We start from the raw sequence: 21890 nt of genomic DNA, 5'->3' as shown, positions 1-21890 counted from the left end.
GCGTTTCGGCCGGTGTGTCGCGTTAGTCTTCCAGGTCCACTTCCCGGACCATCTCAGCGCCGATGCCTGCCTTGATGGCGTCCAGCACCTGCTGCGGCACAGAGCTGTCGATGGTCAGCAGGGCAAGGACCTGGCCGCCCTCGTTGGAACGCGCCACCTGCATGCCGGCGATGTTGATGTTGTTCATGCCCAGGATGTGGCCGATGGTTCCGATCACGCCGGGGCGGTCGGTGTAGGCAACCACCACGAGGTGCTCGCTGATGGGGATCTCAACCTCGAAGCCGTTGATGCCCACCAGCTTCTCGATCTGCTTGGGACCGGTCAGGGTGCCGGCCACGGAGATCTGGCTGCCGTCGCTGAGGGCGCCGCGCAGGGTCAGGACGTTGCGGTAGGACTCGGTCTCCGGCGTGGTGATCAGGCGGACGTTGATGCCGCGCTGCTCGGCGATCACCGGGGCGTTGACATAGGACACCTGCTCGGTCACGACGTCGGCGAAGATACCCTTCAGCGCGGCCAGTTCCAGGACCTTGACGTCGAGTGAGGAGATTTCGCCGGCCACCTCGACGTCGAACTGGGTCAGGGAGGCGTGGGTCAGCGCGGTGAAGATGCGGCCCAGCTTCTCGATCAGCGGGATGCCGGGGCGGACGTCCGGGGCAATGACGCCGCCGGCAACGTTGACGGCATCCGGCACCAACTCGCCGGCGAGGGCGAGGCGGACGGACTTGGCCACGGAGACGCCGGCCTTCTCCTGGGCTTCGTCGGTGGAGGCGCCCAGGTGCGGGGTCACCACCACGTTGTCGAGCTTGAAGAACGGCAGGTCGGTGCTGGGCTCCTTGGCGAAGACGTCCACGCCGGCGCCGGCGATCTCGCCGTCCTGGAGGGCGGTGAAGAGGGCTTCCTCGTCCACCAGGCCACCGCGGGCCACGTTGACCACGTAGGCGGTGCTCTTCATCTTCTTGAACGCGTCAGCGCCCAGCATGCCCACCGTCTCGGGCGTCTTGGGCATGTGGATGGTGATGAAGTCCGACTGGGCCAGGAGTTCGTCCAGGGTCACCAGCTGCACGCCCAGCTGCGCGGCGCGGGCGGAGGTGATGTAGGGGTCGTAGGCAAGGATCTTGGTGTCGAAGCCCTTCAGGCGGGCTGCCACCAGGGCACCGATCCGGCCCAGGCCGATGATGCCGATCTTCTTTTCGAACAGCTCGATGCCGGTGTACTTGGAGCGCTTCCATTCGCCGTCCTTGAGGGCGGCGCTGGCCTGCGGGATGTGGCGGGCCAGGCTCAGGATGTGGCCCACGGTGAGTTCAGCGGCGGACACGATGTTGGACGTGGGCGCGTTGACCACCATGACGCCGGCCTGGGTGGCGGCCTTGATGTCCACGTTGTCCAGCCCCACGCCGGCACGGGCAATGACCTTCAGGTTCTTGGCCGCAGCGATGGCTTCGGCGTCAACCTGGGTGGCGGAGCGGACCAGGATGGCGTCTACGTCACTGATCGCAGAAAGCAGCTGGGAACGGTCGGCACCGTCGGTCTGGCGGATTTCAAAGTCCGGGCCAAGGGCCTCGACGGTGGCGGGGGAAAGTTCTTCGGCGAGCAGTACTACGGGTTTTGACACGGCTGATCCTCTGCGTTGCAGTCCTGGGGATGGAAACAAGTCTAGGCCGACGGAAAGGCCGGGCTCACATTGTTAAGTGTGAACCCGGCCTCACCGTTGCGGTCTATGTGGTTGGGCTGGCAGCCTTAGCGGGCTGCGGAGCCTTCCACGTAGTCGACGTCCTGCTGCTGCCAGGAGAACAGGGAGCGCAGTTCGCGGCCGACAGCCTCGATGGGGTGCTGCTCGGCCTTGGCACGCAGTTCCTTGAACTCCACGCCGCCGTTGTCCTGGTCCTCGATGAAGCGCTTGGCGAAGGCACCGGACTGGATGTCGGCCAGGACGGCCTTCATGTTTTCCTTCACCTGCGGGGTGATGACGCGCGGGCCGGAGACGTAGTCGCCGTATTCTGCGGTGTCCGAGACGCTCCAGCGCTGCTTGGCGATGCCGCCCTCCCACATGAGGTCGACGATGAGCTTGAGCTCGTGCAGCACCTCGAAGTAGGCGATCTGCGGCTGGTAGCCGGCCTCGGTGAGGGTCTCGAAGCCGTACTGGATCAGCTGGGAAACGCCGCCGCAGAGGACAGCCTGCTCGCCGAAGAGGTCCGTTTCGGTCTCTTCGGTGAAGGTGGTCTTGATGACGCCCGCGCGGGTGCCGCCGATGGCCTTGGCGTAGGACTTGGCCAGCTCCCAGGCGTTGCCGGACGCGTCCTGCTCGACGGCGATGATGTCCGGGATGCCGCGGCCGGCCTCGAACTCGCGGCGCACGGTGTGGCCCGGAGCCTTCGGGGCCACCAGGATGACGTCAACGCCTTCCGGTGCCTGGATGTAGCCGAAGCGGATGTTGAAGCCGTGGGCGAAGGCCAGTGCCTTGCCGGGGGTCAGCTTGTCCTTGATGGAGTCGTTGTAGATCGCGCGCTGGTGCTGGTCCGGCGCCAGGATCATGATGACGTCAGCCCATTCGGCGGCGTCGGCAACGTTCTTGACCGTGAAGCCTGCATCCTGCGCCTTGGCGGTCGACTTGGAGCCGTCCTTCAGGGCGATGACGACCTCGACGCCGGAATCGCGCAGGTTGAGCGCGTGGGCGTGGCCCTGGGAACCGTAGCCAACGATGGCAACCTTGCGGCCCTGGATGATCGACAGATCGGCGTCGTCGTCGTAGAACATTTCAGTCACTTGCGTAACTCCTCTTGAGTGGTTGTAGATAGTGGTCTTGCGGTGCTGCGGTTACGGGCGCGGGGCCCGCCTTGGGCAGGTGCCTAGGCGGAGCGGAGCGCCCGGTCACTCATGGAGCGGGATCCCCGTCCAACGGCCAGGGTGCCGGACTGCACAATTTCGCGGATGCCGAAGGGCTCCAGCACTGAAAGCAGTGCCGTGAGCTTTTCGGGGTGGCCGGTGGCCTCAATGACGACGGAGTCGGTGGAGACGTCGACCACCGAGGCACGGAACAGGTCTGCGGCCTGGGTTACCTGCAGACGTGTTGCGGCATCCGCACGTACTTTGACCAGGATGTGGTCGCGCTGTACGGAAGATTCTGGGGTCAGCTCAACGATCTTGATGACGTTGATCAGTTTGTTGAGCTGCTTGGTGACCTGCTCGATGAGGTCGCCGTCGGCGTCGACCACCACCGTCATGCGGGATACGCCCGGCACTTCGGTGGGGCCAACGGCCAGGGAGTTGATGTTGAAGGCGCGGCGGGCGAACAGGCTGGCCACGCGGGTCAGGACGCCGGGCTTGTCCTCAACCAGGACGGAGAGTGTGTGGCGGCTCATGCTCAGTCTTCCTCTTCCCATTCCGGGGTCATGTTGCGGGCAACCTGGATCTGGTCGTTGCTCACGCCGGCGGGCACCATCGGCCACACCATGGAGTTGGGGCTCACCACGAAGTCGATAACCACGGGGCGGTCGTTGATTTCGAGGGCTTTTTGGATGGTGGCGTCAATGTCCTCGTCGCGTTCGCAGCGGAACGAGGCACAGCCGTAGGCCTCCCCCAGCTTGACGAAGTCCGGGATGCGGACGGTGTCGTGGCCGGTGTTGAGGTCGGTGTTGGAGTAGCGGCCCTCGTAGAAGAGGGTCTGCCACTGGCGCACCATGCCCAGCGAGGAGTTGTTGATGACAGCAACCTTGATGGGGATCTTGTTGATGGCGCAGGTGGCCAGTTCCTGGTTGGTCATCTGGAAGCAGCCGTCGCCGTCGATGGCCCAGACCACCCGGTCCGGCTCGCCCACCTTGGCGCCCATGGCCGCCGGTACGGCGTAGCCCATGGTTCCCGCGCCGCCGGAGTTCAGCCATGCGTGGGGGCGCTCGTACTTGATGAACTGGGCAGCCCACATCTGGTGCTGGCCCACACCGGCCACGTAAACGCCTTCAGGCCCGGTCAGGGCGCCGATCCGCTGGATGACCTTCTGCGGTGCGATGAGGCCGTCGTCAGGCTCCGTCCAGCCCAGCGGATAGGTTTCCTTGAGGTTGTTAAGGAAGGCCCACCAGGTGGTCAGGTCAGGGGCGCCGGAGGCCTCGAACTGGCCGCGTACGGCCTCGGTCAGTTCCGGGATGATCTCCTTGACGGACCCCACAATGGGCACATCGGCGGTGCGGTTCTTGGAGATCTCGGCCGGGTCGATGTCCGCATGGATGACTTTGGCGTTGGGTGCGAAGGTCTTCAGCACGCCGGTGACGCGGTCATCGAAGCGGGCTCCGAGGGTGATCAGCAGGTCGGACTGCTGCAGGGCCGTGACTGCGGAAACGGTGCCATGCATGCCGGGCATGCCCACGTGCTGCGGGTGCGAATCCGGGAATGCGCCCTTGGCCATCAGGGTGGTGACCACAGGTGCCCCGGTTGCTTCGGCGAGTGCAAGCAGTTCAGCTGACGCGTGTGCCTTGACCACGCCGCCGCCCACGTACAGTACCGGCTTGGTGGACGCCGCAATGAGCTTGGCCGCCTCGCGGACCTGCTTGTTGTGGCCGCGGGTGACCGGCCGGTAGCCGGGCAGGTCGATCTTCGGCGGCCAGGAGAACGTCATCTGGCCCACCTGGGCGTCCTTGGCGACGTCGACAAGCACGGGGCCCGGACGGCCGGTGGAAGCCAGGTGGAAGGCTTCGGCCATGACGTGCGGGATGTCGTTGGGGTCGGTCACCAGGAAGGAGTGCTTGGTGATGGGCATGGTGATGCCCACGATGTCGGCTTCCTGGAAGGCGTCGGTGCCGATGACGCCGCTGGACACCTGGCCGGTGATGGCCACCAGCGGCACGGAGTCCATGTGGGCATCCATGATGGCGGTAACGAGGTTGGTGGCCCCGGGGCCCGAGGTGGCGATGCAGACGCCAACCCGCCCGGTGACCATGGCGTAGCCTTGCGCGGCGTGGCCGGCTCCCTGTTCGTGACGGACCAGCACGTGGTTCATGGTGGAGGCCATCAAGGGGTCGTAGGTGGGCAGGATCGCGCCACCCGGCAAACCGAAAATGTCGTCGACGCCGAGTTCTTCGAGCGAGCGGACGATTGCTTGCGAGCCGGTCATCACCGTCGGGGGTACGACGTTGTTCGGCCCAAGGACAGGAGAGACGGCAGCAAGGTCTGCGACGACGGCGGCGTGGTCAGCCGTCCGGTCGGCGCGTTCCGGAGCCTTGGCGGCTCCAGCGGACTTGGTGGCCATCAGCGAGGGGCTGATGGGCGATCCTTTGCTCATCGGACTCTTCCTTGTGGATCTTCTGTGGTTTCTGGCTGAGGGAAATAAAAAAACCCCTCAGCCGGGTGGCTCTGTGAGGGGTTTCGCGCGTGACGGTTCGTTACCAGTGGAGGCTAATGTGCCACGCGCTTGGTAAGGACGACGACGGTGCCGGCGGTAACGAAAGTCATGCGTTCAGTCTTCCCTCTCGGTGAGACAGGTGTCAACGAGCGACAATCCTATCTCACCATGTGGACCCCATTGTCCACTCTTTGATCCTATCTCGGAAGGACCGACCGAAACCCAACCGCACAGGCGGCAGGGCTTAATAAGGGGGATCCCGAGGGCCCCAAGTGATGCGGCGGCCGCGCCGCATCACTTGGGAAGGGATCACCCGTCAGCCGGTGTAGGCGCCCTGGCTGGCGCTGTGCACCAGCTTGGCGTACTTGGCGAGCACGCCCTTGGTGTAGCGGGCAGGGAGCGGCTCCCAGCCCACCTTCCGGGCTTCCAGTTCTGCGTCGTCCACCAGCAGGTCGAAGCTGCGGGCGGCGATGTCCACCCGGATCCTGTCACCGTCCTTCACGAAGGCGATGGGGCCGCCGTCGACCGCTTCCGGGGCAACGTGGCCGATGCACAGGCCGGTGGTGCCGCCGGAGAACCGGCCGTCGGTGAGCAGCAGGACGTCCTTGCCCAGGCCTGCCCCCTTGATGGCGCCGGTAATTGCGAGCATTTCGCGCATGCCGGGGCCGCCCTTGGGTCCTTCGTAGCGGATCACGACGACGTCGCCCGCCTGGATCTTGCCGTTGTCCAGCGCGTCCAGGGCGCCCTGTTCGCGCTCGAACACGCGGGCGGTTCCCTCGAAGACATCGGCGTCGAATCCGGCACTCTTGACGACGGCGCCTTCGGGCGCCATGGAGCCGTGAAGGATGGTGATGCCGCCGGTCCTGTGGATGGGATTGTCCAAAGCGCGGAGGATCTTTCCGTCCACGTCCGGCGGGTTGATCGCTTCCAGGTTTTCCGCAACGGTCTTGCCCGTGACGGTGAGGCAGTCGCCGTGGAGCAGGCCGGCGTCGAGCAGGGCTTTCATGATCACCGGCACGCCGCCGATCCTGTCGACGTCGGTCATCACGTAGCGGCCGAAAGGCTTCAGGTCGCCCAGGTGCGGGATCCTGTCGCCAATGCGGTTGAAGTCGTCAAGGGTGAGCTCAACCTCGGCTTCGCGGGCAATGGCCAGCAGGTGCAGGACGGCGTTGGTGGAGCCGCCGAAGGCCATCGTGACGGCGATGGCGTTCTCGAAGGCCTCCCTGGTCATGATGTCGCGGGCCGTGATGCCCTTGCGCAGGAGGTTGACCACGGCTTCGCCGGACTTGCGGGCGAACTCATCACGACGGCGGTCTGCCGAGGGCGGTGCGGCCGAGCCGGGCAGGGACATGCCCAGGGCCTCGCCGATGCAGGCCATGGTGTTGGCCGTGTACATCCCACCGCACGCGCCTTCGCCGGGGCAGATGGCCTTTTCGATGCGGGTGAGGTCCTCCATGCTCATCTTGCCGGCCGCGCATGCGCCGACAGCTTCGAAGGCGTCAATGAGGGTGACTTCCTTCTCGGAGCCGTCCTCGAGCTTGACCCAGCCGGGCATGATGGAGCCGGCGTAGAGGAACACGCTGGCAAGGTCCAGTCGGGCCGCCGCCATCAGCATGCCTGGCAGGGACTTGTCGCAGCCGGCCAGGAGGACCGAACCGTCGATCCGTTCCGCCTGCATGACGGTCTCAACGGAGTCGGCGATGACCTCGCGGGAAACCAGCGAGAAGTGCATGCCCTCGTGGCCCATCGAGATGCCGTCGGAGACGGAGATGGTGCCGAACTGCATGGGAAACCCGCCACCTGCGTGGACGCCTTCCTTGGCGCCTTGCGCAAGCCGGTTCAGTGAGAGGTTGCAGGGGGTGATCTCATTCCATGAACTCGCCACGCCCACCTGCGGCTTGGCGAAGTCGTCATCGCCCATCCCGACCGCCCGGAACATGCCGCGCGCGGGGGCCGCATGGATCCCGTCGGTCACGACGCGGCTGCGGGGTTTGATGTCAGGCGTGGTCTCGGAGGCGGTCTGGGCGTCACTCATAGGGGAAAGTCTAGGGCTCGGACCGTGGCGGAAACGACAGTCTGCGCAGAGGTTGGGCCAAAAGGCACGGAAATGGTTGTCAAATAGTGGACATTCGTCTCATAATTCGAGACTCGGCGCAGCGCATGCCGGGTCCCGGCCGGCCGCAGGAGCTTCACGGCCATGACTCCCCCGGCGTGGCGCGGGATCTCTGGACAGCAGTGGTGACCCGACGTAGCGTCGGGGACAGGACACCGAGCCACTTGGACCGAAAGGCCTGCCATGGACATTGTTTTCTGGATCATTCTCGTCGTTATCGTCATCATCATCATCGGCTGGCTGGTGAACCGCAGCAGGTCCGCCAATCAGCGCGGCGGATCATCGGCGGGGGCAGGGACGGACAGGGTCCGGACCGATGGAGCGCTCGAAGGCGGCAGTGCCGCGGCCTCCGCCCAGGCTGCGGGCACCACCGGCATCCCCACGGCGGCGGGGTTCGGAAAGCCCGCCGAACCGGCCGTCCTTCCCACCGCTGAGGAACCGGCTGATTCCGCCGCTGCATCCAGTGCCGGCACTCCGGCAGGCGGCACGTCGCCCCGCAGCACATCACCCGGCAGCACAGAGGACGGGGACGGTCGCAGCCAGGACCAGGCACAGAACCAGGCGGCAGACCAGGCCGAGTGGGAAACCCAGTGGTCCGAGGCCGGCTCCGGGTCAGGCTCCTCCGCCGCAGGTGCAGCCGGAACTCCCGCGGAACAGCCGGCACAGGCCGGAGCTCCCGCCGGGGCGCCGTCCGGGCAGGCTTCACCCCCGGCGACCCGCCCGGTCCACCATGACGAGTACACGGCACCGCACGCCCCCACGCTTCCCGGCGCTGAAACGGCTGCACTGGAAGGCACGGACGACGGCGGCGCGGCGCCAGCGCAGCCGGCCGGCGGGCACGCGCCACGGCACCACGCCGACACGTCCGCATCACCGGCCCACCAGGAGCCGGCCGTGCCGCCAGCCGCCGATGGCACCGAGGGACAGGCCGCAGCGGCCGAAACACTGGACCGCACCCAGTCCTCCGCCCTGGTGGAGAACGGGGCGGAGCACCACCAGCCCTCCGGCCAGGACCAGGGTGTGCCCGCGGCCGGGCAGGACGTGGCAGCGGCCGGGCAGGGCGTGGCAGCGGCCGGGCAGGACGTGGCAGCGGCCGGGCAGGACGTGGCAGCGGCCGGGCAGGGCGTGGCAGCGGCCGGGCAGGGCGTGGCAGCGGCCGGGCAGGGCGCTCAGGCACAGGGCATGGCTGCCGTCGAGCCGGCCGGACACCTCGCAGCAGATGAGCCTTATGGCGCAGGTTCGGCCGCGCCGGGCCCCGATGGGAGCGGACCGGCGGACTACACCGTGAAGGGCGATGCCGCCGCGATGGTCTACTACGAAGAAGGACATCCCGACTATGAGCAGACCCGGGCGGAAGTCTGGTTTGAATCTGCCGCACACGCGGAGGCCGCCGGCTTCCGCGCGCCCCGGCGCAAACGGCTCTAAGAGGAGGAAGGCCCGCCGCGTTGCGGCGGGCCTTCCTTGCCTGGACTCATCCAAGGTGCTGGCATCGTGCCTGGCGCTGGCCCTGTCCCTGGCGCTTGCCGCCTGCACGGGGACCCCCGGGCCGCCTGCACCGGCCACAGGCACGGCAAGCCGCGGCACCCCGCCGGAAACCGCCGTCGTTGTTCCCCCACTCTCTACCGCCCCTGCCCCTTCCGCTTCTTCTGCCCCCGTACCGGCGGTGCAGGAACGGCTGGACCTGCAGCTGAGCATCCCTTGGGCGGCGGTCTTCCTTCCGGACGGCACCGCCATCATCTCCGAGCGGGACACAGCGCTCCTGAAGGCCGTCCGGGAAGGAAAAGCCACAACGCTTGGCAAAATCCCGGGCGTGGTCCCCGCCGGGGAAGGGGGCCTGCTTGGCCTGGCACTGTCCCCGCACTTCGCCACGGACCACCTGCTGTACGCCTACCTGACCGCACAGGAGGACAACCGCGTCATCCGGCTTACCGTCAAGGCCAATGGCGATGGTTCCCTGGCGCTCGGCCAGCCCCAGGTTGTGTTTGCAGGAATCCCAAAGGCCACCACCCACAACGGCGGCAGGATCCGCTTTGGCCCGGACGGCCTCCTGTACGTGGGCACCGGCGACGCCCAGCGCCGCGGGCAGCCGCAGGACCCCAACGCCCTGGGCGGAAAAATACTTCGGCTTACGCCCGACGGCAGCCCCGCCCCGGGCAACCCGTTCGGCAACGCCACTTACAGCCTGGGCCACCGGAACGTCCAGGGCCTGGCCTGGGATGACGCCGGCAGGCTGTGGGCCAGCGAGTTTGGACCCGACGTGGACGACGAACTGAACCTGATTGTGCCGGGCGCCAACTACGGCTGGCCGCTGGTCACCGGCGCACCGCACCGGGCGGAGTTCCAGGATGCAAAAGTGGTGTGGCCGTCGACGAGCGATTCTTCACCCAGCGGACTGGAGATAGCCGGGGGTGTTGCCTATCTGGGCGCCCTCCGGGGGCAGCGCCTGTGGACGGTGCCGCTCAACGGGACAGAGGCGGGCACCCCTGTGGCCTATTTCACAGGCGGATACGGCCGGATCCGCGACGTGATTCGGACCCCGCAGGGAGGTTTGTGGCTGCTGACGAACAACGAAAACCCTGATTTCGTGCTGGTTTTGCGCCCATTCCAGTGATTCACGCACCGCCACCCGGGCCGATTTCACTTGCACCAAAAGTTCGTGTAGAGTTTCATGTCGTTGCGGAGATCAACGGGAAAGAAAAAGCCCGGGGATGGAAGCAAAAAAGATGCACCTCTAGCTCAATTGGCAGAGCAATTGACTCTTAATCAATGGGTTCCGGGTTCAAGTCCCGGGGGGTGCACCACTGGGAAAACAGCCTCCGGTTTGTGGAAACACAAACCGGAGGCTGTTTTGTTTTAGGGCTTCACGGCGTCCGGAACGGGCACCCTGCAGTCGGGCACCAAAAAAGCGCGGTCCCGGCTTTTCCATGCCGGGACCGCGCTTTTCCTTAAACGGCCTGCGGGGCCAACTGCTACTTGGCAGCGTTGTCCACCAGGTCGCCCGCGTTGCTGGGCGTGGTGGAGAACTGGCTGGCCAGTTCGCGCACTACGGCCTTGAGTTCCTGGCGCAGCAGTTCGGGGTCGATCGACGCCGATGCCAGCACGGAGCGCTCCATCTCCACCGCCTGGGCAACGGCTTCCTTGCCCTGCTCGGTGAGCGACACGACGTGGCTCCTGCGGTCCGAGGTGCTGCGGACCCGGACGATGTGGCCGTGGGACTCAAGCCGGCTGAGTGTCTTGCCCATGGTCTGGGCCTGGACACGGACATACTGGGCAAGCTGCGCCTGGGTCATGGGTCCTTGCGCGGCAAGGACCTCGATGGCGATAACACCGGCGTGGGTGAGTCCGATGGCGCCAAGTTTTTCGTTCCAGGAGTGTTCAACGAGGCGCGCAGCAGTGGACAGGAGGCGCCCTGTGGGCCAGTGATCCATATCAGGCATAGCAGCAAGTATAGCCAAATGCCGATTAGCACTCGCCCCACGTGCTTACTAGGCTGTTGTGTCCCGCCCGCGACAAGGAGAAAAACAATGGCTGAAAGACTCGTTACCGGCGACAAAGCACCCGCTTTCACTCTTCAGGATTCGACCGGCAAGGACGTCAGCCTGGCTCCCCGGCCCGGCCGCTCCACCATTGTGTATTTCTACCCGGCCGCCTCCACGCCCGGCTGTACCAAGGAAGCCTGCGACTTCCGGGACAGCCTTGCGTCGCTGCAGGCCTCCGGCTTCGACGTCCTTGGCATCTCCCCCGACCCGGTTGAGAAACTGGCCAAGTTCGCTGCCAACGAGTCGCTGACGTTCCCCCTGCTCTCCGACGCGGACCACGCGGTGGCCGAGGCTTACGGCGCCTGGGGCGAAAAGAAGAACTACGGCAAGACGTACCAGGGCCTTATCCGCTCCACAATCGTCGTGGACCCCTCTGGCAACGTTTCCCTTGCCCAATACAACGTCCGCGCCACGGGACACGTCGCCAAACTGCGGCGGGACCTCAATCTGGACAACTGACCCCGCAGGCAACCGCCCCTGTCAGTTGTCCAGGCACCCTCCCAGCCACGTACCCGGGCAACGCTACAATGGACACTGGCATCCGCCGTCGAACCTTCAGGGTTCCCGGCAGGAAACCGCGCGCGAGTGGTGAAATTGGCAGACACGCAGGATTTAGGTTCCTGTGCCTTCGGGCGTGGGGGTTCAAGTCCCCCCTTGCGCACCTGGGATCCCCCGGCTTCGGCCGGGGGATTTTGCGTTAAAGGCATGACGGTGCTTGGGCCGGATTAGTGCCTCAAATCGAAAAACTCCAAAGATCACCCATCCACCACTGCCCAACGGCCGAATAGCCATTGAGACACCAGCCAAGGGCAGGTGCTTACCCCAAGGCAAACTGCAGGCCGCGGACATCCCATCCGGGGCGGCAGGCAAAACGATCCAAGGAGAACTGAAATGCAGACCTTCAAGCGCACAACTTTCACCGTCGCAGGCGTTGCAGCGGCCGCTCTGCTCAGCCTCACCGCATGTGGCGGTTCCGGCAGCACCTCCGGTTCGTCGGCGTCGTCGGCGCCGATGTCATCATCCCCCAGCTCCAGCATGGCGTCCCCGTCCGCCAGTGCGTCGGCCAGCTCCTCGGCCGGCATGATGGACCCGGCCGCAAACCTGGTTGGCCCAGGCTGCGCCGCCTACGCCAAGCAGGTTCCCACCGGTGCGGGCTCGGTGGAGGGCATGGCCCTGGACCCGGTGGCCGTCGCCGCCTCCAACAACCCGATCCTGACCACGCTCACCGCTGCAGTCTCCGGCAAGCTGAACCCCAAGGTGGACCTGGTTGACACGCTCAACGGCGGCGAATTCACCGTCTTCGCGCCGGTGGACGACGCCTTCAAGAAGATCGACGCCGCCACGATCGAGACCCTGAAGACGGACGATGCGCTGCTCAGCAAGATCCTGACCTACCACGTGGTTCCCGGCCAGATCACCCCGGACAAGATTGCCGGCACGCACGCCACGGTCCAGGGCGGCTCCGTCACCGTCACCGGCAGTGGCGACAACCTCAAGGTGGACAACGCCAACGTGGTCTGCGGCGGCGTCAAGACCAAGAATGCGACGGTCTACCTGGTCGACTCCGTCCTCATGCCCAAGTAAGCCCTCTCTTCCCCACATGACCAAGGCCGGGCCCGCTGCAACGAGCGGGCCCGGCCCTGGCGCGTCCTGGACGTGCCTGGGATTGGCCCCATGCCTTGTCCTCTAGACTGGTCCCGGCCCGCAAGGGGCGGAGCCGGCAGCATCCAGAGGTGATAAACGAGTGCCCAGCAGTACATCGCGGCGAACGGTCATCAAGGCCGGCGCCGTCCTCATGGCGCTGGGCATGACGTCATGCACCGGGATGCCGTCCCCTTCCCCCACATCCGGAACGCCCAGTTCCGCGCGGGCGGAGCCTGATGCCACCTTCAGTTTCGGCACGGCCGCCCAGCCCCTGGGACTGGATCCCGCCCTGTCCAGCGACGTGGAGTCGCAGCGCATCACCCGCCAGATCCTTGAAGGCCTTGTGGGCGTGGACCAGACCACCGGCAAGCCGACCCCGCTGCTGGCCACGGAATGGAACGAGTCCAACGAGGGCCGGACCTACACCTTCAAGCTCCGCTCCGGGGTTACGTTCCAGGACGGCACGCCATTCAACGCCGATGCCGTCTGCGCCAACTTCAACCGCTGGTTCGCGTTTCCCGCCGAGTTGCGGAGGCAGGCGCCAGGCAGCTCGTTCAAGAGCGTGTTCAAGGGGCACTCGGACGAGCCCGGATTGTCCATCTTCAAGAGCTGCACGGCGGTCTCGGCCGACACCGTCCAGATCGACCTGACGCAGCGCTTCACGGCGTTCCTCCAGGCACTGACCCTGCCGGCTTTCGCCATTGCGTCCCCTGCGGCCCTTGCCGCCGGCACGGCAGACGTCCTGGACCAGAACCGGGGCGGCCAGGCCATGTCCAGGTTCGCCACGAACCCCGTCGGCACCGGGCCCTTCACCCTGGCGGCGTGGGGCAGCGACAGTGTCACCCTCTCCAGCAACAAGACCTACTGGGGCGACCGCGGCCAGATCGCCACCATCAATTTCCAGGCCTACAACCATCCCCAGATTCGCCTCCAGGCCCTGCTGGACGGAAAGATCGACGGCTATGACGCCGTGACCGTGGGGAATTTCGACCAACTGGTCAAGCGCGGCAAACAGATTGTGCAGCGCGACCCGTTCTCGGTGATGTACGTCGGCATGAACCAAGACATCCCGGTACTGCAGAACCAGAAGATCCGGCAGGCGGTGGAGCTTGCGATCGACAAGGAAACCCTGATCCGGAAGTTCTTTATCGACAACACGGCCAAAGCCACGCAGTTTGTCCCGCCCAAGATCAGCGGCTTCAACAATGACGCCCCGGCACTCGGGCACGATCCGTTGAAGGCCAAGGATTACCTCAAGGAGGGCGGCTACGCGGGCGAGGAACTGAAGTTCTACTACCCCATGAACGTCACCCGGCCCTACCTGCCCACGCCGGAAAAGGTTTACGCCGAGCTCAGCCGCCAGCTCACCGCCGTCGGCTTCAATATCCGTCCTGTCCCCGTGGACTGGTCGGACGGCTACCTCCAGAAGGTCCAGTCCGCCGGCGACCACGCGCTCCACATCCTCGGCTGGAACGGCTCGTACTCGGACGCGGACAACTTCGTCGGCCCTCTCTTCGGAGAGAAGAACGGCGAGTTCGGCTACCAGGATCCCCAGGTGTTCTCGAAGATCAACCGGGCACGGGGACTGCCTGACGGCAAGGAACGGGATGAGCTTTATCACACCATCAATGCCCAGATCGCCGCGACCGTGCCGGCAGTCCCCATCGCCTTCCCCATCTCCGCGCTTGCCCTGTCAGACCGGGTGCTGAGCTACCCTGCATCGCCGGTCTTAAACGAAGTTTTCACGAAGGTCCAGCTAAAGCCTTGACGGGCCCGGCCAATTTCAGTATGCGGGCCGCGCGGGGATATTCTGTGACAGCCAGAGCCGCTGCAATCGGAGACTGATCGTGACCTTCATTTCCAAGACCCCACACGCCGACGTTGTCCTGATAGGCGGCGGCATCATGAGCGCCACCCTGGGGGCATTCCTCAAGCAGCTGGAGCCGGACTGGACCATCTCCCTGTTCGAACGGCTGGACCAGCCGGGCCTCGAAAGCTCGGACCCCTGGAACAACGCGGGCACGGGCCACGCCGCCCTCTGCGAACTCAACTACTCCCCCGCAGCCAAAGACGGCTCGGTCAACCCCGGCAAGGCACTGCTCATCAACGAACAGTTCCAGCTCTCCCGCCAGTTCTGGTCCCACCTGGTGGACAACAACCTGATCGGTTCGCCCAAGGGCTTCATCAACACTGTCCCGCACATGAGCTTCGTGATCGGCGAGGACCACACCCGGTTCCTGAAGACCCGCTACGAGGCGCTGAAGCCGCACCCCCTGTTCCGCAGCATGGAGTACTCCGAGGACCACGCGCAGATCGCCAAGTGGGCGCCACTGATCGTCAAGGGACGCGACCCCCAGCAGCGCATCGCCGCCACCCGCGCGGCCGAGGGCACCGACGTCGACTTCGGGGCACTCACGCGCGAGCTGGTGACCTACCTTGGGCACAACGGCGTCGAAATCAACTACAACCACGACGTCACCGGGATCTCCCGCGCCTCCGACGGCGGCTGGGACCTGACGCTGAAGTACCCCAAGTCCGGGGAACACGGCAAGATCCACGCCAAGTTCGTCTTCGTCGGAGCCGGCGGCGGGGCCCTGCACCTGCTGCAGGCCTCCGGCATCCCCGAAAGCAAGGGCTATGGCGGCTTCCCCGTCTCCGGCCAGTTCTTCCGCTGCACGGACGAGGCCATCGCGGCCCAGCACAGTGCCAAGGTCTACGGCCAGGCCTCCGTGGGCGCTCCCCCCATGTCTGTTCCGCACCTGGACACCCGCTACGTCAACGGGAAGCGTTCGCTCCTGTTCGGTCCGTACGCCGGCTTCTCCACCAACTTCCTGAAGAACGGCTCCTACCTGGACCTGCCGCTGTCCATCCGGCCCGGGAACATCATCCCGATGCTGGCCGTGGCCAAGGACAACATGGACCTCACCGCGTACCTCGTCAAGGAAGTGGTCAAGCGGCACGACCAGAAGGTTGAGGCACTGCGCGAGTACTACCCCGAGGCAAAGGGCGGGGACTGGGAACTCATCACTGCCGGCCAGCGTGTACAGATCATCAAGAAAGACCCGCAAAAGGGCGGCATCCTTCAGTTCGGTACCGAAGTGATTGCCGGCCGCGACGGCTCCATCGGTGCGCTCCTGGGCGCGTCGCCCGGAGCCTCAACCGCTGTCCCCATCATGATCGAACTGCTGCAGAAGACGTTCCCCAAGAACTTCAAGGGCTGGCAGGGCAAGCTCAAGGACATGATGCCCGGCTACGGGGTGAAGCTGGATGAGAATCCGAACCTTGCCGCGGAGCTGGAACGGGCAACGGCCGCGTCCCTCCAGCTGGAGAGCGTTTCCGCCAGCCACTGACCCTGCGGGGCCAGCGGCTGGCACCCCCAGGGCATGTACCAGTCACTTAGACCCCCAGGAGACCACCCATGTTCCGGCTGGCGCACCTTTCCCTGGCAAACCGGGCCCTGATCGCACTGATCACCGTGTTCGCCTCGGTCTTCGGCGTGATCACCATGTCATCGCTGAAGCAGGAACTCATCCCTTCCATTGAGTTCCCGCAGATCACGGTGCTCAGCTCCATGCCGGGCGCGTCGCCGGAAGTGGTGGACAAGCAGGTCAGCGGCCCGCTTGAGAAGGCGCTGAACGGCGTGGAGGGGCTGGAATCCACCTCCTCCACGTCACGCACCGGCGTCTCCCAGATCACCATGGTGTTCACGTACGGGTCGAACCTGGACCGGGCCAGGAACCAGATCGACCGGGCCATCTCCAATGCCAAGCGGTCCCTGCCCAGCGATGTCCAGCCGCAGGCCATTGCCGGAAGCATCAGCGACTTCCCCATCGTCTTCCTCGCCGTCTCCTCGGACAAGACGCTCAGCGAGCTGAATGCCGACCTGCAGCGCCTGAGCGTTCCCCGGCTGCAGAAGATCGACGGCGTCCGCAGCGCCGATGTCACCGGCGGCGCATCCCAGCACATCGAGATCCTTCCCAGGGCCGACGCCATGGCAGCGGCGGGTACAGGTGTCACCTCCATCCGGGACGCGCTGTCCAATAACGGCGCGCTGGTCCCCGCCGGGACGCTCCAGGAGCAGGGCAAGACGCTGTCGCTTCAGATTGGCAGCCCGGTGGACTCCCTGGACGCCATCAAGGCACTCCCGCTGGCAGGTGCCAGGAATGGGGCAACAATCGGCTCCGTTGCCGATGTTTCCCTCAAGGATGACGAACGCACCTCCATCACCCGCACCAACGGCGCCGAAACCCTTGCCATCTCCGTGACCAAGAAACCCGAGGGCGACACGGTGGGCATCTCCCATGCGGTGCGGGACTCGCTGAAGGGCCTGGAGGCGGAACTGGGCTCCAACGCCAGGTTCACGCCGGTCTTCGACCAGGCACCCTTCATCGAAAAGTCCATCAAGGACCTCACCACGGAAGGCCTGCTGGGACTGGGCTTCGCCGTCGCCATCATCCTGCTCTTCCTGATGTCCGCCCGCTCCACGCTGGTCACAGCGGTGTCCATTCCGCTGTCCCTGCTGATCACGTTCATCGGCCTGTCGGCCACCGGCTACTCGCTGAACATCCTGACGCTCGGCGCGCTCACCATCGCGATCGGGCGCGTGGTGGACGACTCCATCGTTGTCATCGAAAACATCAAGCGGCACCTCAGCTACGGTGAGGAAAAGTCGACGGCGATCCTCACCGCCATCAGGGAGGTGGCCGGCGCCATCACCGCCTCCACCCTGACCACGGTGGCGGTGTTCCTGCCCATCGCCTTCGTCGGCGAACTGGCCGGCGAACTCTTCCGGCCATTCGCTTTGACCGTGACCATGGCACTGCTGGCGTCGCTGCTGGTGTCGCTGACCATCGTCCCCGTGCTCGCCTACTGGTTCCTAAAAAACCCCAAGGGCGCGGCGGGCAGGGCGCCCGCCGGCTCCCCCGAGGCCCGGCGGATCGCCGAGGAGGCGAAAGCGAAGGCCCACGAAGCCGAACAGCGAAGCCGCCTGCAGCGCGGCTACCTGCCCATCCTCCGGTCCACGCAGAAGCACCCCGTCATCACCCTGGTTGCCGCGGTCCTGGTGCTCGGTGCCACCGGTGCCATGACACCACTGCTTGCCACGAACCTCCTGGGAAACTCGGGACAGAACAGCCTGACCGTACGGCAGGTGCTGCCGGCCGGGACCAGCCTGGCCGACACCAGCGCCGCCGCCATCCGCCTCGAAGAGGTGCTGCGGGGCATTGACGGCATCAAGGACGTCCAGGTGACCTCCGGCAACGCCCAGGCCGGCTTCGCCGCGCTCACCTCCACCGGATCCTCCAACTCCACCTTCACAGTGGTGACAGACGAAAAGGCCAACCAGGAGCGCCTCCAGGAGACAGTTCGCTCAGAGCTTGCGAAGGTGCCCGACTCGGGCAAGGTATCGGTGGGCACCCAGCAGGGCGGCTTCGGCACGTCATCCACCGTGGACATCACGCTGAAGGCTGCCAGCAGCGCCGACCTGCAGGCCGCCAGCGACACCATGGTCGCGGCCATGACGGGCGTGCCCGGCACCAGCGAAGTTGCCAGCAACCTGGCCGCCAGCAACCCTGTGGTGCAGGTCAAGGTGGACAGGGCCAAAGCCGTCGCCGCCGGCCTGAACGAGCAACAGGTGGCTGGGGTCCTGGCATCGACCATCAGCCCCATCCCTGCGGGCACGGTCCGGATCGATACCAACGATTTTCCCGTCCGCATCGGCCAGGGCACCAAGTTCACCAGCATCGACGCCGTCCGGAACATCCCGCTGCCCGCAGGCGGCCGGCCTGTAACGCTGGGAAGCATCGCGTCCGTGGAGCAGGTGGACGTCCCCGTCTCCATCACCGCCAGCAATGGCGAGCGGACCGCCAAGGTGTCCATCACGCCGTCGGGCTCCAACCTGGGCGCGGTGAACACGGAAGTCCAGAAGCGCCTGGCGGACGTCCAGCTGCCCGCCGGCGTCACCGCGGCGATCGGCGGCGCCACCACCCAGCAGGCAGAATCGTTCCGGCAACTGGGCCTGGCCCTGCTGGCAGCCATCGCCATTGTCTACGTGATCATGGTGGCCACCTTCAAGTCGCTCGTCCAGCCGCTGATCCTGCTGGTCTCGGTTCCGTTCGCTGCGACCGGCGCTGTGGCCCTGCTGCTGCTCACCGGAGTGCCCCTGGGCCTGCCGTCGCTCATCGGCATGCTGATGCTGGTGGGCATCGTGGTTACCAACGCCATCGTGCTGATCGACCTGATCAACCAGTACCGGCAGCCGCGCGACGGCAGGCCCGGCATGAACGTGGCGGACGCCATCACCAACGGCGCACGCCAGCGCCTCCGCCCCATCCTGATGACGGCCCTTGCCACGGTCTTCGCCCTGACGCCGATGGCCCTGGGCATCACGGGCGGCGGCGGGTTCATCTCGCAGCCGCTGGCCGTGGTGGTGATCGGCGGGCTGGTGTCCTCCACCGCACTGACCCTGATCCTGGTCCCGGTGCTGTACCGGCTGGTGGAGGGACGGCGCGAGAAAAAGGCACTCCTGCGCGACCTGCAGGCCCGCCCCGAAATGGGACCGGGTGCCGACCTCGACGCCGAATTCAGGGACTGGACCACCGGCCAGGTCCCCAAGGTCAGCGGCCGGCGCGCCGCTCCCGGCGCAGACTAAACGGCGGAATATTTCCGGCGTGGCTGCGTTGTATCCGGCGATAGATGTAAATGCATCTAAATTGGTTTACACTGGAGCCAAGCCCAGCAAGTCCAGGAACGGAAAGGCACGCCATGCAGATCGGTGTTTTCAGCGTCAGCGACATCACCACGGACCCCACCACGGGCCGCACCCCCACCGAGCACGAACGCATCAAGGCCTCGGTGGCCATCGCCAAAAAGGTCGAGGAAATCGGCATGGATGTCTACGCCCTGGGCGAGCACCACAACCGGCCCTTCTTCTCCTCCTCACCCACCACCACCCTCGCGTACATTGCAGCCCAGACGGAACGGATCATCCTCTCCACGGCCACCACGCTGATCACCACCAATGACCCGGTGAAGATCGCCGAGGACTTCGCCATGCTCCAGCACCTGTCCGACGGGCGCGTGGACCTGGTCCTGGGCCGCGGCAACACCGCCCCGGTGTACCCGTGGTTCGGCAAGAACATCCAGGACGGCGTGGAGCTGGCCATCGAGAACTACAGCCTCCTGCGCAAGCTGTGGGACGAGGACACCGTCAACTGGTCCGGCAAGTTCCGCACCCCGCTGCAGAACTTCACCTCCACGCCCCGGCCGCTCGACGGCGTGGCCCCCTTCGTGTGGCACGGCTCCATCCGTACCCCGCAGATCGCGGAGGTGGCCGCGTACTTCGGCGACGGCTTCTTCGCCAACAACATCTTCTGGCCCAAGGAGCACTACCAGCAGCTGATCGGCCTCTACCGCGAGCGGTACGAGCACTACGGACACGGCAAGGCGGACCAGGCGATCGTCGGGCTCGGCGGCCAGTTCTTCATGCGGAAGAACTCCCAGGAGGCGGTAAACGAATTCCGCCCATACTTCGACAACGCCCCCGTGTACGGCCACGGACCGTCCCTGGAGGACTTCACCTCCCAGACCCCGCTGACCGTGGGCAGCCCGCAGGAAGTCATCGAGAAGACCCTGACCTTCCGCGAGCACTTCGGCGACTACCAGCGCCAGCTGTTCCTGATCGACCATGCCGGCCTGCCGCTTAAGACCGTCCTGGAGCAGCTGGACCTGTTCGGCGAGGAAGTCCTGCCCGTGCTCCGCAAGGAGTACGCGGCCCTCAAGCCAGCGCACGTTCCCGAGCCGCCCACCCACGCCGGCCGTGTCGCCGCCCTGCTGGCATCGCAGGACGCCGACAAAGCCACCGCGGAGGCGTGATGGCTGCGGGAGGAACGGAATCTCCGGTGCGGCTGGCAGCCGAAACCTGGGAGTCCCTGTTCCGCGCCCAGGTAGCGGTGATGCGCAAGCTGCAGTCCGGGCGGGCTTTCCGGAAGCTGGCGGTCAACGAATACGACGTCCTGTTCACGCTCTCCCGGTGCCCGTCCGGCTGGCTGCGGCTCAACGAGCTCAACGACAACGTGCTGTTGAGCCAGTCCAGCCTGAGCAGGCTGGTGGAGCGGCTCGAAAAGCGGGGGCTTGTGGCCAGAATGCCGGCCCCCGAGGACGGCCGCGGCATCCTGCTGAAGCTGACCGACGAGGGGCGGGAGCTGCAGAAGGAAATCGGCCGCGAGCACGTCCGGGACATTTCCGCGCTGGTGGGTCCCGCCCTGACGGCCGCGGAGCAGAAGGAACTGAAGCGGCTCACGGACAAGCTGCGAAGTTCGCTGGGTCCCCTTCCGCGGTAGCAGGCGGCTTCCCGCTGCCGCACGGGCCGGCCGAACAGGACGGCCCGTGCCGGGTGGACAGCCAGGGTGGACAGTCAGCCGAGCGCCACCAGCCGGGAGGGATCCTCGCCGGGCAGGTCCCCGTCAACCACGGCCGTGACGCGCAGCTGGTTCAACACCAGGCTTCCACCCACCGTGGAAAGGAACGCCGTGTCTGATGAGTCGCGGCCGGCGGTAATGCGCAGCATCGACTCCCGCGGCGCGAGCCCCGTGGGGTCGATGACGTGCCAGGCCCCTTCTACGTAGGCTTCCGCCACGGCGTGGAAATCCATCGGGCTCAGGCCCGGTGCGTAGACGGCCGCCAGCCGGGCCGGGATGTCCTTGGAGCGGAGCAGCGCGATGGCCAGGTGCGCAAAGTCCCGGCACACGCCGCGCCTGCTGAGGAGGGTCTCCACGGCACCGTCCGTGCCGCGCGAGGAGCCGCTGATGTACCGCAGTTCACCGTTGACCCAGTCGCGGACGGCGCGCACCAGGTCCGCTCCCTGGACCCCTTCGAACTCGGCATAGGCCGTGGGCAGCAGCCGGTCCGACTCGGCATACCGGCTGGGACGGACGTAGCGGATCCGCTCGGCCAGGGTGGCGTCTTCCGGAACGGCGCGGCCTGCCACCGTGGCGGAATAGTCCACGCTGACGTCGGTGGGTTGGGCAAACTCCATGTAGTGGAACCGGCCGCCGTGGTGGTCGGAAACTTCCGTGAGTGGAACCTCGGCCCCGCCGGCAGTGACGGAGAGGGACTCCGTGAAGGATGAGTAGCCGCTGTTCCGTGCTACGGCGATGGCCATGGCCACCTTGGTGTTGGCGATGGTCCTGAAGGCCAGGCGTGCGGAAACAGAGCGTTCCATGTCTCTCCGGGGGTGTTGGGGGGAAGGTAAGTCGCACACCCCGCA

General features: G+C 66.0%; 16 protein-coding genes and 2 tRNA genes. 11 read left to right on the top strand and 7 right to left on the bottom strand.

The window, feature by feature from the left end; translation table 11 throughout:
- Nucleotides 1-22 precede the first annotated feature (22 nt).
- From serA to ilvD, 5 genes are all read right to left on the bottom strand, one after another.
- On the bottom strand, nucleotides 23-1612 hold the full coding sequence (serA, locus tag AC3ANU_RS10365) for a phosphoglycerate dehydrogenase (protein WP_018768338.1): 1590 nt from the start codon (nucleotides 1610-1612) through the stop codon (nucleotides 23-25).
- Between the two features lie 125 nt (nucleotides 1613-1737).
- Nucleotides 1738-2763 (bottom strand): ketol-acid reductoisomerase, encoded by a 1026-nt coding sequence (gene ilvC / locus AC3ANU_RS10360; protein ID WP_026265624.1) that lies wholly within the window; start codon nucleotides 2761-2763, stop codon nucleotides 1738-1740.
- 83 nt (nucleotides 2764-2846) lie between these two features.
- Nucleotides 2847-3359 (bottom strand): acetolactate synthase small subunit, encoded by a 513-nt coding sequence (gene ilvN, locus AC3ANU_RS10355; protein ID WP_018768340.1) that lies wholly within the window; start codon nucleotides 3357-3359, stop codon nucleotides 2847-2849.
- Nucleotides 3360-3361: 2 nt separating this feature from the next.
- Nucleotides 3362-5269, bottom strand: a complete 1908-nt coding sequence (locus AC3ANU_RS10350) for an acetolactate synthase large subunit (RefSeq protein ID WP_056387920.1) — start codon at nucleotides 5267-5269, stop codon at nucleotides 3362-3364.
- 376 nt (nucleotides 5270-5645) lie between these two features.
- Nucleotides 5646-7364 (bottom strand): dihydroxy-acid dehydratase, encoded by a 1719-nt coding sequence (ilvD, locus tag AC3ANU_RS10345; protein WP_488315936.1) that lies wholly within the window; start codon nucleotides 7362-7364, stop codon nucleotides 5646-5648.
- Nucleotides 7365-7625: 261 nt separating this feature from the next.
- Between ilvD and AC3ANU_RS10340 the strand changes: the two genes are divergently transcribed.
- The 3 genes from AC3ANU_RS10340 to AC3ANU_RS10330 all read left to right on the top strand — a co-directional run bounded on the left by AC3ANU_RS10340 (nucleotide 7626) and on the right by AC3ANU_RS10330 (nucleotide 10243).
- The gene (locus AC3ANU_RS10340; protein ID WP_488315935.1) at nucleotides 7626-8867 is read left to right on the top strand and encodes a sunset domain-containing protein; all 1242 of its coding nucleotides are present in this window, start codon (nucleotides 7626-7628) and stop codon (nucleotides 8865-8867) included.
- 55 nt (nucleotides 8868-8922) lie between these two features.
- The gene (locus AC3ANU_RS10335; protein ID WP_488315934.1) at nucleotides 8923-10053 is read left to right on the top strand and encodes a PQQ-dependent sugar dehydrogenase; all 1131 of its coding nucleotides are present in this window, start codon (nucleotides 8923-8925) and stop codon (nucleotides 10051-10053) included.
- A 114-nt stretch (nucleotides 10054-10167) separates the two neighbouring features.
- A tRNA-Lys gene (locus tag AC3ANU_RS10330) sits at nucleotides 10168-10243 on the top strand.
- Nucleotides 10244-10411: 168 nt separating this feature from the next.
- Here AC3ANU_RS10330 and AC3ANU_RS10325 read toward each other — a convergent pair.
- Nucleotides 10412-10870 carry a MarR family winged helix-turn-helix transcriptional regulator gene (locus AC3ANU_RS10325; protein ID WP_018768344.1) on the bottom strand — a complete coding sequence of 153 codons (459 nt, stop codon included), beginning with the start codon at nucleotides 10868-10870 and terminating at the stop codon, nucleotides 10412-10414.
- A 96-nt stretch (nucleotides 10871-10966) separates the two neighbouring features.
- Between AC3ANU_RS10325 and bcp the strand changes: the two genes are divergently transcribed.
- From bcp to AC3ANU_RS10285, 8 genes are all read left to right on the top strand, one after another.
- The gene (gene bcp, locus AC3ANU_RS10320; RefSeq protein ID WP_018768345.1) at nucleotides 10967-11440 is read left to right on the top strand and encodes a thioredoxin-dependent thiol peroxidase; all 474 of its coding nucleotides are present in this window, start codon (nucleotides 10967-10969) and stop codon (nucleotides 11438-11440) included.
- Between the two features lie 120 nt (nucleotides 11441-11560).
- Nucleotides 11561-11642: transfer RNA gene (locus AC3ANU_RS10315), tRNA-Leu, on the top strand.
- Between the two features lie 230 nt (nucleotides 11643-11872).
- A complete protein-coding gene (locus tag AC3ANU_RS10310; protein WP_056387927.1) occupies nucleotides 11873-12565 on the top strand; it encodes a fasciclin domain-containing protein in 693 nt (230 codons plus the stop codon).
- 160 nt (nucleotides 12566-12725) lie between these two features.
- Complete coding sequence (locus AC3ANU_RS10305; protein ID WP_488315933.1) at nucleotides 12726-14393, top strand: ABC transporter substrate-binding protein; 1668 nt, start codon at nucleotides 12726-12728, stop codon at nucleotides 14391-14393.
- Nucleotides 14394-14472: 79 nt separating this feature from the next.
- Nucleotides 14473-15975: a malate:quinone oxidoreductase gene (locus AC3ANU_RS10300; RefSeq protein ID WP_056387928.1), complete on the top strand. Its 1503-nt coding sequence runs from the start codon at nucleotides 14473-14475 to the stop codon at nucleotides 15973-15975.
- 68 nt (nucleotides 15976-16043) lie between these two features.
- Nucleotides 16044-19274 carry an efflux RND transporter permease subunit gene (locus AC3ANU_RS10295; protein ID WP_488315932.1) on the top strand — a complete coding sequence of 1077 codons (3231 nt, stop codon included), beginning with the start codon at nucleotides 16044-16046 and terminating at the stop codon, nucleotides 19272-19274.
- Between the two features lie 113 nt (nucleotides 19275-19387).
- Nucleotides 19388-20497: an LLM class flavin-dependent oxidoreductase gene (locus tag AC3ANU_RS10290; RefSeq protein WP_018768350.1), complete on the top strand. Its 1110-nt coding sequence runs from the start codon at nucleotides 19388-19390 to the stop codon at nucleotides 20495-20497.
- The gene (locus AC3ANU_RS10285; RefSeq protein WP_018768351.1) at nucleotides 20497-20964 is read left to right on the top strand and encodes a MarR family winged helix-turn-helix transcriptional regulator; all 468 of its coding nucleotides are present in this window, start codon (nucleotides 20497-20499) and stop codon (nucleotides 20962-20964) included. Before AC3ANU_RS10290 ends, AC3ANU_RS10285 begins: the two co-directional genes overlap by 1 nt.
- 74 nt (nucleotides 20965-21038) lie before the next feature.
- Here AC3ANU_RS10285 and AC3ANU_RS10280 read toward each other — a convergent pair whose 3' ends face one another.
- Complete coding sequence (locus AC3ANU_RS10280; protein ID WP_488315931.1) at nucleotides 21039-21845, bottom strand: transglutaminase-like domain-containing protein; 807 nt, start codon at nucleotides 21843-21845, stop codon at nucleotides 21039-21041.
- Nucleotides 21846-21890 lie beyond the last annotated feature (45 nt).

This window comes from Arthrobacter sp. SDR-2R (assembly GCF_057747955.1).
Note: the sequence above shows the minus strand (reverse complement) of the source record. Positions and strands in the feature narration are given on the sequence as shown.